Below are 15,381 nucleotides of genomic sequence, written 5' to 3'. Positions count from 1 at the left end.
GCTTAAAGATTACTTCGAACCTTTAATCCCTGCTTGAAGTAACAATGCCCCTAAACCACCAATTTTCGCTTCTTGTGGTTTCGCATTTTGTGGCTTTTGACGTTGCGGACGTTCACCCTGTGGACGATCGCCTTGAGGACGTGCATTTTGCGGACGCTTGCCCTGTGGTTTACGTTCTGTACGTTGTTCGCCATTTGCAGGCTCACGACGTGGCTGACGCGGCGCTTTCACCGGCGCTTCAGAGCCTTCAGGACGCATCGATAAATTGACACGGTTACGTTCAGCATCAATTTGCAAAACACGCACTTGTACGATTTGACCTGGTTTCACCACTTTATGCGGATCCGCCACAAACTCATTGGCAAGTTCAGAAATATGCACCAAACCGTCTTGATGTACACCGATATCCACGAAGGCACCGAAGTTGGTTACATTGGTGATCACACCTTCAAGCTGTAGACCTTCAGTGAGTTGTTTTACATCAGTGATGTCTTCACGGAACTTCGCAGTACGGAATTCTGGACGTGGGTCACGACCTGGTTTTTCCAGTTCAGCCAAAACATCTTTAATGGTTGGCAGACCGAATTTTTCATCAACGAATGCTTCAGCATCAATTTGACGGATAATTTCAGTATTGCCAATAATATCTTTTACTGTGGTTGCTTTCGCTTCAACAATTTTAGACACCAAAGCATATGACTCAGGGTGAACTGCAGAGGCATCTAGAGGTTCTGTACCGTCTTGAATACGTAAGAAACCTGCTGCTTGTTCAAAGGTACGCTCGCCTAAACGTGGCACGTTTTTCAACGCTTGACGGTTATCGAAACGACCATTTTCTTTACGGAAGTCTACAATCTGCTGAGCGATTGATTTATTTAAACCTGCGATATAACCCAAGATTGCAGAAGATGCTGTATTCACATCCACGCCCACTGAGTTCACACAGTCTTCAACCACCGCTTCAAGGGTTTTTGCTAAACCGGTTTGGTTGACGTCATGTTGATACTGACCTACACCAATCGATTTCGGATCAATCTTCACCAGTTCTGCTAAAGGATCTTGTAAACGACGTGCAATCGATACTGCACCACGAATTGAAACATCTAGATCTGGCAATTCTTGTGAAGCCAATTCAGATGCTGAATAAACAGATGCACCCGCTTCTGAAACAGAAACACGCGTCAATTTAAGATCAGCATGTGCAGCCATCATTTCAGCCACAACCGCTTCAGTTTCACGGCTTGCAGTACCATTACCAATCGCGATTAAATCGACATTGAATTCACGGCATAGACGTTCAAGTTCAGCAATTGAACCTGCTTTATCTTCTTTCGGTGCAAACGGATAAATTGTGCTATGTGCAAGAACATCACCTGATGCATTCACCACCGCCAATTTCACGCCTGTACGAATACCAGGATCCACACCCAAAGTCGTACGCGCGCCTGCAGGCGCAGACAACAACAAGTGACGTAAGTTTTCAGCAAATACGTCCATCGCTTCTGCTTCAGCAGCCAAACGCTTTTCAGTTAACAGCGAATGTTCAATGGCTGGACGAACTTTACCTAACCAAAATAATTTTGCCGTTTGCTTTAAAAAGTCTTGACGTGCTTGGGGTTGAATTTGATCTAAGTTGTATTCAGTTTCAATACGTGCCAATGGTGCGTCATCTTGACCATCAACTTTTAAGCCCAATACATTTTCTTGACGGCCACGCAGCATCGCCAATAAACGATGTGAAGGCACTTTATTGAGGTTTTCAGAGAAATCGAAGTAATCACGGAATTTCTTGCCGACTTCTTTTTTCTCTTCACTTGCAACTAAACTTTTCAGTACCGCTGTTTTTGCGAAAGTTGCTTTTAATTCTGTGGTTAAAGCAATGTTCTGTGCCCAATCATCAATAATAATGTGTTGGATGGCATCTAACTGCGCTTCAAGATCTGCATAATCTTCATGGCTAAAACCTGCCAGCGCGTCGTTAGGCTCAACATTTTCAGTCAGGATTTTCTCAGCAATCGGACCTAAGCCGGCTTCTTTGGCTTTAAATGATTTACTGGTACGTTTTGGACGATACGGTGCGTAAATTTCTTCTAATGCATTTTTAGTTTCAACCGCATTGACGCGCGCAAGCAAATCATCGGTGAGTTTGTTTTGTTCTTTGAGTGATTCAATGACTTTTTCACGACGTTCAAATAAATCACGTAAATACGTTAAGCGCGTATCGAGTTGGCGTAATTGTGCATCGTCTAAACCTTGCGTTACTTCTTTACGGTAACGTGCGATAAATGGAACACTAGAACCTTCATCAATCAGCTTAATGGCAGCTTCTATTTGGTTTGGACGTACGGCAATTTCTTTTGCCAACTGCTGAACTAAGTCAGTCATCGTGTTTAATTCCACAAGGATAAGGACTAAAAGTTAGTGATTATAAAGACCGAGACCATAAAATCCACAGTTGTTTTGAATATTTGCAGTGGAAATTTTAATAAAAGTGCAAAAACTTGCTTTTTTTAAACGATTAATTTTAAATCTGAGCCTACAATCCTTTGCTTAAAAAATAATAACTTCAATTACCTAAAGCATTTTATTTCAACTTTTCCCATTACATAAGATCAACCAATAACAGCTCTTTCAGGTGTTTAAGTTTGAAGCGTATTATGAAGTTTTGCTAATCGAAAAGCTGAAACTTTCAACAAATCCACCTTTGGACAATTAAGTCATGCGATTTTTGATTTCAAAGTCCCTGATTTTTCTCTATAAACAAAGCATAGGCGCTCAATACTGTTACATGTTGTTATTTGGTTTCAAAGTACGCTTAAAATTGTATTTTTGAGCAAATTGATACATAGTCTTAACAAGAACTTAGCCTGTATACTGAGACTAACGAATATTTATAAATACAACTTAAGGGAGTGCATCATGAGTTTGGTTGTACCTGCTGAAAACACAGATGTTGTACACAATGAAACAGACCGCGTCGAACGCATTTTAGTTGTCGATGATGATGTGCGTTTACGTACCCTTTTACAGCGTTTTTTAGAAGACAAAGGCTTTGTGGTAAAAACTGCCCATGATGCAACGCAAATGGATCGTTTACTGCAACGTGAATTGTTTTCACTCATCGTGCTGGATTTCATGCTACCTGTTGAAGATGGCTTAAGCATTTGTCGTCGTTTACGCCAGTCTAATATTGACACCCCGATCATCATGCTGACCGCACGTGGCAGTGACTCTGACCGTATTGCAGGTCTTGAAGCAGGTGCAGACGATTACTTACCTAAACCGTTTAATCCGAATGAATTGTTAGCCCGTATTCGTGCGGTGTTACGTCGTCAAGTGCGTGAAGTGCCGGGTGCACCGAGTCAAAATGTGGAAGTGGTGTCTTTTGGTCCATGGTCTTTAGATTTATCGACCCGCACCCTGACCCGTGAAGGTCAAGTCGTGACGTTGACTACAGGTGAATTTGCGGTACTGAAAGCGCTGGTTCAACATCCACGCGAGCCTTTAACCCGTGACAAACTGATGAATTTAGCGCGTGGTCGTGAGTGGGGCGCAATGGAGCGCTCGATTGACGTTCAAGTGTCTCGTTTACGCCGTTTAATTGAAGAAAACCCAGCACGTGCACGCTACATACAAACGGTTTGGGGTGTAGGTTATGTGTTTGTTCCAGATGGTGCTGAGTAACTTTAAATTTTAGCGTGCATCAAATCCCCTATTTGATTCGCGCAAATGCCATTCGCTGCTGTTTGAGCTGAGCTTAATTATAAGTCTCGTCAATGTTGGGCGAGTTCAGCGAATGGCAAAGTTTTTGGTTACTTTTTCTAAAAAGTAATACAACGAGCTCCTGCAATTAAACCGATAGATTTAAGATTCCATCGTGCACATTCTTCTCTAAAATCTCACAGGAACAAGGTGTGAAACTAGACCCGGTTGACCCACAAAGCTTTACTGAATTCGAAACGTACTCAGAAAAAAAACGTACGCGGTGGGAACGCTTCCTAGATAAAATCAAACCTCGTTCCGCTGCTATGCGTACCACCATCTTGGTGTTATTCGTTGTATTTTTTAGCTTGTTTATGTCGTTATGGTTTTTTTGGAAAACCTTGTATTTACCTGAGATTCAACAACATGCCCGTTATTTGGCGGTTGAATTAGAAATTATTAACAACCCCAAACTGCAAATTTTCCATGACAAAAATGAACTCGATGTCGATGAATGGCTAAAAAAACGCGCTGGCATTGAATATGTGACGGATCCGAGAGAATATCCAAACCCGCGTGAAAAACTGATCGCAGAATTCTTTACCAATCGGGTTGAAAAAGCCTTAGCCAAAGAACTCGATGTGCCCAATGTCACGGTGTATTTCCAATTTAAACCGAGTCCCCGTATTTGGATTCAAACCCCGGAAATGAATGGTAACTGGGTCGAAGAACCACTGAAAACCTATGCCAACTATAGTCCTGAGCTGATCTTCGCCTGGCTATTGGGTGTACCGTTAATCTCTGCTGTGATTATTTTAACCTTGGTACGTCAGCTCAATCGGCCTTTACGCCGCCTGCAAAATGCCGCCAACCTATATAGTAAATCTGGTAAAGCGCCCTACTTAGAGACCAATCATGGTCCGCTTGAAATTCGTCAGGTGAATCAAGCCTTTAACCATATGATTTATACGCTTGAGCAAACTGAACGTGACCGTCAGATTATGTTGGCGGGGATTTCCCATGACTTACGCACGCCATTGACTCGTATTCGACTCAGTGCAGAAATGATACCGGATGAAGACTTCTTAAAAGAAGGTCTGATTTATGATGTTGAAGATATGGATGCGATTTTAAATCAGTTCATTTCTTATATGCGTGATGGTTCAGACGAAGAACTTCAAGACACCAATATCAATACCCTTTTACAAGAATTGGCCATCCAATTTAAACCGCTCGACATTCGTTTTACCCCGCAAGACACTCCCATGATTCCTGCACGTTCGCTGTCGCTCAAACGCTTGGTCGGTAATTTGATTAACAATGCCAAACGCTATGGTGCAGAGCCAATCGAGCTATCGGCTTTTGTGGACAATGAGCATTTGCAAATACGGGTCGCCGACCATGGTGAAGGGATTCCTGAAGATCAAATTGCTGAACTGATGCAGCCGTTTGTCCGTGGAAACTCGGCACGGACCATTCAAGGCAGCGGTTTAGGCTTGGCGATTGTAAAGCGAATTGTGGACATTCATCAGGGTGAATTGATTATTCAAAATCGCGATGGTGGCGGTTTAGAAGCCATTATTTCGTTACCGCTTGTCGCAGTTGGCGAAGAACAGATCAGCTCAAGCTCGCCAATCCAAAAGATTAAGCAATCGATATCGGAACGATTTTGAGTTTTGATTATTTTTACAACAGTTGAATCAGTTTAATTGATATATGCTTTTTAAAATAATTTTTTAAAACAATATCTTAAAAATCATCACCAAAATTTATACCTCTATTTTTTGAAAGAATTAGACCTTAGCCTAACAGAGATGCACAATCACGCTGTAGGGCGGTACAATCCGTCTAGTTTTGAACAAGAATTGAGCTTAAACCATGTCTTTAGATCGTATTCGATTAGCTTCCCTTCATGACAAAGTCATGAGCGCTGAACAAGCTGCTACTTTTATCCAAGATGGTATGACGGTAGGTATGAGTGGATTTACTCGTGCCGGCGAAGCAAAAGCTGTACCTCTAGCATTGGTTAAACAAGCGCATGCAAACCCGCTCAAAATCACGTTGATTACCGGTGCATCTCTAGGGAATGACCTCGACAAGCAATTGACTGAAGCCGGTGTTTTAGCACGTCGCCTCCCTTTCCAAGTCGACAGCACTTTACGTAAAGCCATCAACAAAGGCGAAGTGATGTTCATCGATCAGCATTTGTCTGAAACCGTTGAACAAATGCGTAATCAACAGTTGAAAAAGCCAGATGTTGCCGTGATTGAAGCAGTTGCGATTACTGAAGATGGTGGCATCATTCCAACCACGTCTGTTGGTAACTCTGCAAGCTTTGCAATTTTTGCTGAAAAAGTGATTGTTGAAATCAACACCAGCTTAAGCCCTGCGTTTGAAGGCTTGCACGATATCTATATCCCGTCTTACCGTCCAACCCGTCAAGCGATTCCATTGACACAAGTGGATGAGCGTATCGGTACGGCTGCGATTCAAATTGACCCTTCTAAAATCGTCGGTATCGTATTTAATAACGAAATGCATGACTCTCCATCGACTGTCACTGCACCAGATGATGAGACTCAAGGCATTGCTAACCATTTGATCGCTTTCTTTGAAAAAGAAGTTGAGACTGGTCGTTTACCGAAAAACTTAGGTCCTTTACAAGCAGGGATCGGTTCAATTGCCAACGCAGTACTCACAGGTCTGAAAGAGTCTAATTTTGAAGACTTGATCATGTACTCAGAAGTCCTGCAAGACTGTACGTTTGAATTAATCGATGCAGGCAAAATGAAATTTGCGTCAGGTTCTTCAATTACTTTGTCAGCTAAATATGGTGAGAAAGTATTTAACAACCTTGAACACTACAAAGATAAACTGGTCCTTCGTCCACAGGAAATTTCGAACCATCCTGAATTGGTGCGTCGTTTAGGCATCATCGGGATCAACACGGCACTTGAGTTCGATATTTACGGTAACGTCAACTCAACGCATGTATGTGGCACCAAAATGATGAATGGTATTGGCGGTTCAGGTGACTTTGCACGTAATGCGCACATCGCGATCTTTGTAACCAAATCCATTGCCAAAGGTGGCGATATCTCGTCTGTTGTTCCATTTGCTTCTCACGTTGACCACACTGGTCATGACGTAGACGTATTGGTGACAGAACAAGGTCTGGCTGACTTGCGTGGTTTAGCGCCGCGTGAACGTGCACGTGCGATTATCGACAACTGTGCGCATCCTATGTACCGCGATGCATTGAATGACTACTTTGATCGTGCATGTGCCAAAGGCGGTCAAACCCCTCATCTTCTTCGTGAAGCGTTGTCTTGGCACTCTAACTTCGAAGAGCAAGGTCATATGCTTGCTGCTCAAGTCGAAGCAAAAACAGCTTAAGCGAAAATTAAGTCATAAAAAACGCCCTATGGGGCGTTTTTTTAACGCTAAACAAAAGTATCTGTAGCGCTTATGAGTACTGATCGCGTTGTTATCTGACCACTGCACCAGTCATCAATGATTGCGTCATATTTAAAGGATCCATCAACTTCTTTAAGCCATTGATATTCATATCCACTTCTATGCGCTCAAAATGTACGTTATTCAGTTGAATCACAATCTGATTGTCCTGCATTGAAAATTGAGTGGCAGGATTGGATTGCATGTGATTGAACAGTGAAATGATCCGATCCTGCCCAAACGCATTGGTATCAGCCGTCAATGCTTCATTTTGTAAAGACCACTGAGCTTGCTTAATTCGTTTCGATTGATGTTGAACATGATTGAGGTTTGCCACATCAAGCCAACGAGAGGCTGCACTCACCTGTCTTAAATCGTCATCTGAGATTGGGTTAAAACCGATCAGTGTATGATTAGCATAAGCTGAAACCGTCATCGCGCAAAAGAGCGACAAAAAAATCTGAGTTGCACTTTTTAGAACATTCATTTCTTCAAGCCCCAAGATCAAACAACTTAGATTTTAGTTGAATTAATAATATTCAACAATAGGTTAAATTAACCTATTAAAACAACAATTTATTAAATACAATTGATCAATTATCAATCAATAAAATATATGTAAAACATATCATAAACAAAGTTTTTTTAATGATCGCCTTGGCATTAGATTGTGTAATCAGCTAAAGAAATCACACTCATTTCACTTACTAAAAAATCAAAATTGCGCTAGTTTAAGTAGATCAATAAATAATCATTAATATGATGTTCATTATCCGACCTTATCTTGAAAGTGATTTAGACGACATTATTGTGCTATGGGAATTGTGTGATTTAACCTAACCATGGAATAACCCTGAAATCGACATTTTTAGAAAAGTGGCACACAAGGATGGGCTGTTTTTAGTGGCGGTGAAAGATGATCAGTTGATTGCCACCTTAATGGGTGGCTATGACGGGCATCGAGGTTGGGTGAATTATTTGGCGGTACATCCACATGCTCAGCGCAATGGCGTGGCGACCGCATTGATCCAGCAACTTGAAAAGCGTTTGATTGCACTCGGTTGCCCGAAGCTACAACTGTTGCTACCTAAAGAGAATATCGATGTTTACAGCTTCTATGAACAATTGGGCTATGAAGAAATGGATATGGTCTGTTTAGGCAAACGGCTCATTCAAGATTAAGCATGGCCTTTCATTGCTCTTAAAAGGCTCTCTTTTTTAGGGTGATACAGCCATCGACTAACCCATGATCAGACGACGCATTTTAAATAAGCCAAACACCTGCCCCATGTCACGGTTGTGATGTTGCTTCACATTGGTTTTCTTGAGTTTGCCAATTTTAACAAAAAGCGGAAATTCAACTGTAATACTTTCTTCATGATCATTTAAAAATGCCGTGATATTGGCAAGCGGATCTTGGGCATACGTTTCACGATGATGTTTCACCGCAGTCCAAGTATTTAAATAGCCCAACAACTGCGCTTTACTCCACTCAAACTGCATGCTTGAGGTGGAATCAGACAGGATTTCAAATGGAAAGGGAATGGTTTGATAATGTGCATCGATATAGCCTCGTTCAGGATCCCAGTCGTCTTTTAAAATCTCGCTATACAGATGCTGGATCTGCTGATTTAACGCCACATCTTGTGTGCTTAGCGTGCCATAACCGATGACAGCAATGATGCCTTCTTTTTTTAAGGTTCTGCGCACTTCTGCATAAAAGGCATCGAAATCAAACCAATGAATCGCTTGAGCAACGGTAATCAAATCAAAACTATGGTCTGAAAATGTCGTTTGTTCTGCCTGTTGAATTTGATAACTGACATTTTCAAAATACGGCGCCTGATGCAATTGCTGAGCGCTCATATCAGTTGCCACAATTTGCTCAAAATAAGGTGCCAACAGTTGGGTAAATTGACCTGAACCTGCCCCACAGTCCCATGCAAAATGCTGAGAAGGTACATAGTTTAAAATTTCAGAAATCACGCTATGCGGGTAACTCGGGCGGGCTTGCTGATATAAGGCACTACATTCGGAGAATAAATCTTTCATATGGGTTCGATATTATTGTTGTTTTGATTTCACTCTACATGCTTTAACAGGGCTTATAGAAAAAATATGTCTGACAATTTCGATCATTTAATCTGAATAACAATAAAATTCAGCACTGTTTAACAGTAAAAACTTTATTTTGGGCATAAAAAAACCCCAAACTGAAGTTTGAGGTTTTTTCGAATATGGTGGCGAGACCCAGGATCGAACTGGGGACACACGGATTTTCAATCCGTTGCTCTACCTACTGAGCTATCACGCCGATGCCGTGTATTAAGCCGTAACTCAGCCCATTAGTCAATATAAATCATGCGTTTTTTATTTGTTCGCATACTATTTAAGCAAACTTTAGGCAAATTCTAGGCAAAAAAAATCCCTGAACTTGTCAGAGATTTTTTGAATATGGTGGCGAGACCCAGGATCGAACTGGGGACACACGGATTTTCAATCCGTTGCTCTACCTACTGAGCTATCACGCCGATGAAGCGTATTAAACAGTTTCGCCTCGTGATCGTCAAGCGGGTTTTTCGAAAAACCTAAGCAAATGCCTAGTTTTAAATCAAATTGACTGTATTTAGCCGCTATTCGTTTAAAAATAGTGCAGCATTTTTTGAGTTCAGATCATTCACAACTAAAAAAGCAGCCCTTTAGAGGACTGCTTTTAATTTGTCTTAATCTTTTAAAGTGCAAATTGAAAGACGAATCAGCGTTTTAAATCTTTTCTAAACTGGTTAAGCAACGATGAATCGCACCACAGCCCGGCTCAAAGTGTTTAACCCCTTTCTCTTCTTCCATACGACAGACTTCACTGACCAGGCGTTCTGCCACACCACGCCCACGATTGGCAGGATGCACCACAATATTTTCTAGGGTACGGCGGTCGCCTTGCCCGGTTGACCAAATTGCCGCAATGATTTTTGTATTAAATACTGCGGTATAAAGTAAGGTATACTGAGCAAGGTTCTGCTCAAGTTGTTCAATGGCATCCTGCCCATCCCCAAATTCTGGGCTTGTATCGTACAAACGCTCAAGCTGTTCACGTACTTCTGTATTTTCAATGGAAGTATTTGCATGTACGGTTATAGGCATTGATTAACCCTCCTGAGCAATCTAATATGCTGTGACTTCGGTCACCGCGAAGTATCTATATTCATCATTTTTAACGTTTTTGAGGAACGTGTCTATGACGCAACGTATCAGTGAAGTAGTAAGAAACACGAACGAAACTAAAATTCGAGTTCGAGTGAATCTTGATGGTACGGGTCAAGGCACCCTCAATACGGGTGTTCCATTTTTAGATCATATGATCGATCAAATCAAGCGTCATGGTTTATTTGATATTGATATCCATTGTGATGGCGATTTAGAGATCGATGATCACCATACGGTAGAAGACTGCGGTATCACTTTAGGTCAAGCCTTTGCACAAGCTTTGGGTGATAAAAAAGGCCTACGTCGCTATGGTCATTTCTATGCACCACTCGATGAATCTTTAAGCCGTGTGGTGGTGGATTTATCAGGTCGTCCGGGTTTATTTATGGATATTCCATTTACCCGTTCTATGATCGGTCGTTTTGATGTGGATCTGTTCTCTGAATTCTTCCAAGGTTTTGTAAACCATGCCTTGATGACCTTACACATTGACAATTTGAAAGGCAAAAACAGCCATCACCAAATTGAAAGTGTGTTTAAAGCATTTGCACGTGCTTTACGTATGGCGTGCGAGGTTGACCCTCGTGCATCAAATACGGTTGCTTCAACCAAAGGGAGCTTGTAATGACCCGTATCGCGCTTCTTGATTATGGTATGGGCAACTTACACTCTGCAGCGAAAGCATTGGAGCATGTCGGTGCTACTGTAGATGTGACCAACGATCCAAAACTGATTGCGCAAGCCGATAAAATTGTTTTCCCGGGTGTAGGTGCAATGCGTGACTGTATGCAAGGTATGCATGAAGCTGGCATTGATAACGTGGTACGCAATGCGGTCTTCAATAAACCGGTACTGGCGATTTGTGTCGGTATGCAAGCAATGATGCAACATTCTGAAGAAAATGGCGGTGCTGATGCCTTGGGTATTTTTGAAGGTGCAGTAAAACGTTTTCCCGATGTGGACGGTTTAAAAGTGCCGCATATGGGTTGGAATCAAGTGCATCAGGCTGATCCAAGTCATCCAATGTGGAATAACATTGAACAAGATGCGCGTTTCTACTTCGTGCATAGCTTCTATGTAGAACCAAAACACGCTGAGCTTGTGGCTGCGACCTGTGATTATGGTTTAGAGTTCTGTACCGCAATTCATAAAGAAAACTTGTTTGCGACCCAGTTCCACCCTGAAAAGAGTCATACAGCAGGCTTACAGTTACTGAAAAACTTTGTGGAATGGAAAATTTAATTTTTACTTCCACTTTTATGTTTGTCTGATCATTCTATTAAGATCAAGTTTGTCAAAACTTGATCTTTTTATTTAGGCAGTGTAAAAAGTGATCTAAATCACATTGATCAAGCCCAAAACTAAAAATCAAAAATAACCAATTTTAAAATCTTAAGATAACAATAAAGAGAATTACGATGCACGATACTGTTCCTGAGGTATATCACCTCGATTTATCTAAATGTGATCAGCGACCTTTTTATTCATATCAAGGTCGTATCGGCCGCGCCACCTTTATTACGTGGAACGTTATTTTAATGTTCTGCTGTTTGGCCCTGTTGTTGCTTAGTTATCTTGTATTTTCACAGACAAACAAGACCGATTGGGTGCAATTTATCTTTTGGCTTCAGGAATACGCTAACCCTTCAAATATTTTCTTTTATTTATATAACGCATTCATTTGGTATTTCATCACTGTCTTCACTATCAAGCGTGTGCATGACATGGGCTATTCTGGTTGGCTAGCACTGCTTAACATTGTCCCGATTTTGAATATCTTATTTTTGTTTTGGTTGGTCATGAAAAAGGGGCAATTGCAAGAGAACGTATATGGTGCACCCCGATTAACTAAAGGTTGGGAGTCACTTGTCGCATATGCCACAGTGATTATTGGGGTATTTCTGTTATTAATTTTTGTTTCAGCCTTTTCACAAGCCTTAAGATTTTAATTTTAATAAAAATTAATAAGACTTTTGAGAGACTTAGATGAAGCATCTCTAAAATATATAAGATACCAAGCCTATAAACTTAGTCCTCAAAACCCTCTTTCGAAACAAAACCGCCCGCAATTGGTTCAACGGTGACTTTGATCTCTGCTTTTAAATTTAAAGCGGCATAACGTGATTTAAGTTCCGCAATCAATTGATCAGGCGACGCCTGTTTAAGCAGAACCCCTGCTTTATCTTCTGGGACGACAACCGCTTTGCTCTCCGGCTCGGTTTTCTTCGGTATTTTACTTTCTGCAATCCAACGTTCCGTGACACTTAATAATTTTGCCAATTCAATCAGGCTTTGTGCATTGGGCGTTGCAGACTCTTGTACCCATTTAGATACGGTTTCTTTGGATACACCTAAAGCATTGACAATGTCAGTCGGTTTTAGGTTTTTATCCTTAATCAACTGCTTAATGCGTTTTGCACCTTCACTAAACAGGTCTTCATCCTGATGACTCATTGCACTCACCTCTTTACTTCAATCTATGCACTTTACCCTATCATTATAGAAGCAAATCTTGTTATAAGATGTGTACTGCTCATGAAAATTTAAGACCCACGTGGACGCCCAAATTCCTGTATTACCCCAACCCGATGCAATTCGCCAATTCCCGATGTTTCAGTCGCTCGGCACTAAACAGATTGTGGTGATTCAGAACATCACACAATGCCAAGAGATTGCCGAAGAACTCTCAAAAGCCCAAATTTTGGGTTTTGATACTGAATCCAAACCGACTTTCAGTAAAGGTGAAGTGTCTACAGGCCCCCACTTGATTCAGCTTGCAACTTTTGATCAAGCTTATTTGTTTCAAGTCAGTCCTAACATTTTAGAATTTTTACACCCCATTTTGGCCAATCCAGCACAAATCAAAGTCGGATTTGGTCTGAAAAATGATGCACATTTATTTCGTAAAAAAGGCATTGAACTGAATGGCATTGTGGATCTTGCAAAAAGCTTTTCATCTTTTGGCATTAAAACCCAAATGGGGGTTAAAAGTGCGGTGGCTGTATTGTTTCAACAGCACTTTATTAAAAACAAAAAAATCAGCACTTCAAATTGGTCAAAAACCAAATTAAACCCCGAACAAATCCTGTATGCAGCGGCAGATGCCTATGCGCCTGTGCTGATTTTAGAAGAATTATTACGCCGTGGAATAACCCCCAATACCTCTTTTAAATTCCCTTTGAAATATCCAATACGTACAAATGCCATAAAAGAGCCAACGGAGGCTTAGAGAATCGCCAATATTTTGTTAAGATTGGGGACATTAAATTTAATGAGATAGAGGCAAGGAGCGAAAGCATGCTGATCATCCCTGCAATTGACCTGAAAGATGGCAAATGTGTCCGTTTAAAACAAGGTCGTATGGAAGACGATACCGTATTTTCTGACGATCCAGTGGCAACTGCACAGCATTGGGTCAATGAAGGCGCACGTCGCTTACATCTCGTCGATTTGAATGGTGCTTTCGCAGGTACGCCTATTCATAAACCTGTGGTTGAAGCGATTGCGAAAGCACAACCTGAACTGCCAATTCAAATTGGGGGCGGTATCCGTTCACTTGAAACCATCGAGCATTATTTAGATGCAGGCGTTTCTTTTGTGATTATCGGAACAAAAGCGGTACAAGACCCTTCCTTTGTTGAAGAAGCATGCAAAAAATTTGCAGGTCACATCATTGTTGGGATCGACGCCATGAACGGCATGGTGGCAACCGATGGTTGGGCCAATGTGACTGACGTGAAAGCAACTGATCTTGCTAAACGTTTTGCGGATGCAGGCGTGTCCAGCATTGTCTATACCGACATCGCACGCGATGGCATGATGCAAGGGGTCAACATTGAACAGACGGTAAATCTTGCGACTTATTCTGGTTTACCAGTAATTGCTTCAGGCGGTGTGACCAACCTCGATGACGTACGTAACTTAAAAGGCCAGCCGGGCATTTTAGGTGCAATTACCGGTCGTGCGATTTATGAAGGCACATTGAGCCTGCGTGAAGCACAAGCGCTTTGGGATGACCAAGCCATCTAAGCCAAATGTATGCTAAAGAGGTCTTCGGGCCTCTTTTTTATTTTATATTTTTTTATTTTTGAACTTTCCATTCTCCTATGATTTCAACGCAGCATCCGCTTCACGCTAAACTGCCACAAATTGCTTTGGTGCTGATCACCATGATTTGGGGCGGTAGTTTCCTGACTGTGCAATACGGTTTACAGTTTTCCACACCCATTCTATTCGTGGCGTTTCGTTTTGCCGCCGCAGCGTTTGCTGTGAGTGTGATCTCTTGGAAATCGTTAAGCGGTTTTAATCTTAAAGAATTGCTTGCAGGTGCCAGTATTGGTGCGGTCATTGCGATTGGCTACGGCACACAGACCATTGGTTTACAAAGTATCAGCAGTAGTGAGTCGGCATTTTTAACTGCCCTCTACGTACCACTTGTACCGATCTTGTTATGGTTACTGTTCCGCCAAAAACCACATCTGATGACATGGTTAGGGGCATTATTGGCCTTTTTAGGCTTGGTCTTTTTAACGGGGAATGGTTTTGGTGCCATCCAGCTGAAATTTGGTCAGATCATTACGATTTTAGGTTCAATTGCGATTGCTCTAGAAATCATTTTGATCAGCCACTTTGGTGGCCAAGTGAATGTTAAACGTGTGACCGTGTTGCAACTGATCTTCGCCTCATTGTTCTGTTTCATCATGGCACCTATATTGGGTGAAACCCATTTACCCCAGTGGAATTGGATGTTAGTCAGTATCCTCTGCGGTTTAGGCTTTGCCAGTGCAGTCATTCAATTGGTAATGAACTGGGCGCAACGTGCAGTGAATCCTTCTCAGGCCGCCATTATTTATTCAGGTGAACCGGTGTGGGCAGCATTGATTGGTCGTTTAGCCGGTGAACGCTTACCGCTTTTGGCTATTTTAGGGGGTGCTTTGGTGGTGTTGGGTGTAATCACCAGTGAATGGCGACCGAAGTTTCTAAAGAAAAAGAAAGAAGTCCATTCGTAACGTTATTTAT

At 41.8% G+C, this 15,381-nt stretch carries 14 protein-coding genes, 2 tRNA genes and 1 pseudogene; 10 read left to right on the top strand and 7 right to left on the bottom strand.

Translation table 11 applies throughout. The annotated features are described in order from the left end of the window. Positions 1 to 9 precede the first annotated feature (9 nt). Positions 10 to 2,385, bottom strand: a complete 2,376-nt coding sequence (locus G8D99_RS01200) for a Tex family protein (protein WP_166321865.1) — start codon at positions 2,383 to 2,385, stop codon at positions 10 to 12. Positions 2,386 to 2,919: 534 nt separating this feature from the next. Here G8D99_RS01200 and ompR point away from each other — a divergent pair. The 3 genes from ompR (at position 2,920) to G8D99_RS01185 (ending at position 7,098) form a co-directional block, all read left to right on the top strand. Further along, positions 2,920 to 3,684 carry an osmolarity response regulator transcription factor OmpR gene (gene ompR, locus G8D99_RS01195; RefSeq protein WP_166008748.1) on the top strand — a complete coding sequence of 255 codons (765 nt, stop codon included), beginning with the start codon at positions 2,920 to 2,922 and terminating at the stop codon, positions 3,682 to 3,684. 230 nt (positions 3,685 to 3,914) lie between these two features. Beyond that, a complete protein-coding gene (locus tag G8D99_RS01190) occupies positions 3,915 to 5,375 on the top strand; it encodes an ATP-binding protein (protein ID WP_166321863.1) in 1,461 nt (486 codons plus the stop codon). A 205-nt stretch (positions 5,376 to 5,580) separates the two neighbouring features. Beyond that, a complete protein-coding gene (locus tag G8D99_RS01185; protein WP_166321861.1) occupies positions 5,581 to 7,098 on the top strand; it encodes an acetyl-CoA hydrolase/transferase family protein in 1,518 nt (505 codons plus the stop codon). Positions 7,099 to 7,189: 91 nt separating this feature from the next. Here the strand turns inward: G8D99_RS01185 and G8D99_RS01180 are convergent, their stop codons facing one another. Further along, the gene (locus tag G8D99_RS01180; protein ID WP_166321859.1) at positions 7,190 to 7,645 is read right to left on the bottom strand and encodes a hypothetical protein; all 456 of its coding nucleotides are present in this window, start codon (positions 7,643 to 7,645) and stop codon (positions 7,190 to 7,192) included. Between the two features lie 275 nt (positions 7,646 to 7,920). On the opposite strand from G8D99_RS01180, the pseudogene G8D99_RS01175 reads away from it, so the two are divergent. Beyond that, positions 7,921 to 8,340, top strand: a pseudogene (locus G8D99_RS01175) (GNAT family acetyltransferase). 57 nt (positions 8,341 to 8,397) lie between these two features. Here the strand turns inward: G8D99_RS01175 and G8D99_RS01170 are convergent. The 4 genes from G8D99_RS01170 to G8D99_RS01155 all read right to left on the bottom strand — a co-directional run bounded on the left by G8D99_RS01170 (position 8,398) and on the right by G8D99_RS01155 (position 10,299). Beyond that, on the bottom strand, positions 8,398 to 9,210 hold the full coding sequence (locus G8D99_RS01170) for a class I SAM-dependent methyltransferase (RefSeq protein WP_166321857.1): 813 nt from the start codon (positions 9,208 to 9,210) through the stop codon (positions 8,398 to 8,400). A 186-nt stretch (positions 9,211 to 9,396) separates the two neighbouring features. Then, positions 9,397 to 9,472: transfer RNA gene (locus G8D99_RS01165), tRNA-Phe, on the bottom strand. Between the two features lie 141 nt (positions 9,473 to 9,613). Continuing rightward, positions 9,614 to 9,689 (bottom strand) — tRNA-Phe (locus G8D99_RS01160). A 232-nt stretch (positions 9,690 to 9,921) separates the two neighbouring features. Beyond that, entirely contained in the window at positions 9,922 to 10,299 is a 378-nt protein-coding gene (locus tag G8D99_RS01155; protein WP_166321855.1) for a GNAT family N-acetyltransferase, read from the bottom strand. Between the two features lie 94 nt (positions 10,300 to 10,393). Here G8D99_RS01155 and hisB point away from each other — a divergent pair, with 94 nt between their 5' ends. The 3 genes from hisB to G8D99_RS01140 all read left to right on the top strand — a co-directional run bounded on the left by hisB (position 10,394) and on the right by G8D99_RS01140 (position 12,311). Continuing rightward, positions 10,394 to 10,987 carry an imidazoleglycerol-phosphate dehydratase HisB gene (hisB, locus tag G8D99_RS01150; protein ID WP_166321853.1) on the top strand — a complete coding sequence of 198 codons (594 nt, stop codon included), beginning with the start codon at positions 10,394 to 10,396 and terminating at the stop codon, positions 10,985 to 10,987. Continuing rightward, positions 10,987 to 11,604, top strand: coding sequence for an imidazole glycerol phosphate synthase subunit HisH (gene hisH, locus G8D99_RS01145; RefSeq protein ID WP_166321851.1), 618 nt, complete (start codon positions 10,987 to 10,989; stop codon positions 11,602 to 11,604). The genes hisB and hisH overlap by 1 nt, the downstream gene beginning before the upstream one ends. 176 nt (positions 11,605 to 11,780) lie before the next feature. Continuing rightward, on the top strand, positions 11,781 to 12,311 hold the full coding sequence (locus tag G8D99_RS01140) for a DUF805 domain-containing protein (protein WP_166321849.1): 531 nt from the start codon (positions 11,781 to 11,783) through the stop codon (positions 12,309 to 12,311). 79 nt (positions 12,312 to 12,390) lie between these two features. On the opposite strand, the gene G8D99_RS01135 is transcribed toward G8D99_RS01140, so the two are convergent. After that, positions 12,391 to 12,816: a helix-turn-helix domain-containing protein gene (locus G8D99_RS01135; RefSeq protein ID WP_166321847.1), complete on the bottom strand. Its 426-nt coding sequence runs from the start codon at positions 12,814 to 12,816 to the stop codon at positions 12,391 to 12,393. Positions 12,817 to 12,916: 100 nt separating this feature from the next. Here G8D99_RS01135 and G8D99_RS01130 point away from each other — a divergent pair, with 100 nt between their 5' ends. From G8D99_RS01130 to G8D99_RS01120, 3 genes are all read left to right on the top strand, one after another. Next, entirely contained in the window at positions 12,917 to 13,591 is a 675-nt protein-coding gene (locus G8D99_RS01130) for a 3'-5' exonuclease (protein WP_406741502.1), read from the top strand. A gap of 68 nt (positions 13,592 to 13,659) precedes the next feature. Then, complete coding sequence (hisA, locus tag G8D99_RS01125; protein ID WP_166321845.1) at positions 13,660 to 14,391, top strand: 1-(5-phosphoribosyl)-5-[(5-phosphoribosylamino)methylideneamino]imidazole-4-carboxamide isomerase; 732 nt, start codon at positions 13,660 to 13,662, stop codon at positions 14,389 to 14,391. A 77-nt stretch (positions 14,392 to 14,468) separates the two neighbouring features. Further along, positions 14,469 to 15,371 carry a DMT family transporter gene (locus tag G8D99_RS01120; protein ID WP_166321843.1) on the top strand — a complete coding sequence of 301 codons (903 nt, stop codon included), beginning with the start codon at positions 14,469 to 14,471 and terminating at the stop codon, positions 15,369 to 15,371. Positions 15,372 to 15,381: the final 10 nt, after the last annotated feature.

The organism is Acinetobacter lanii (genome assembly GCF_011578285.1).
GTDB classification, from domain to species: Bacteria; Pseudomonadota; Gammaproteobacteria; order Pseudomonadales; family Moraxellaceae; genus Acinetobacter; species Acinetobacter lanii.
Note: the sequence above shows the minus strand (reverse complement) of the source record. Positions and strands in the feature narration are given on the sequence as shown.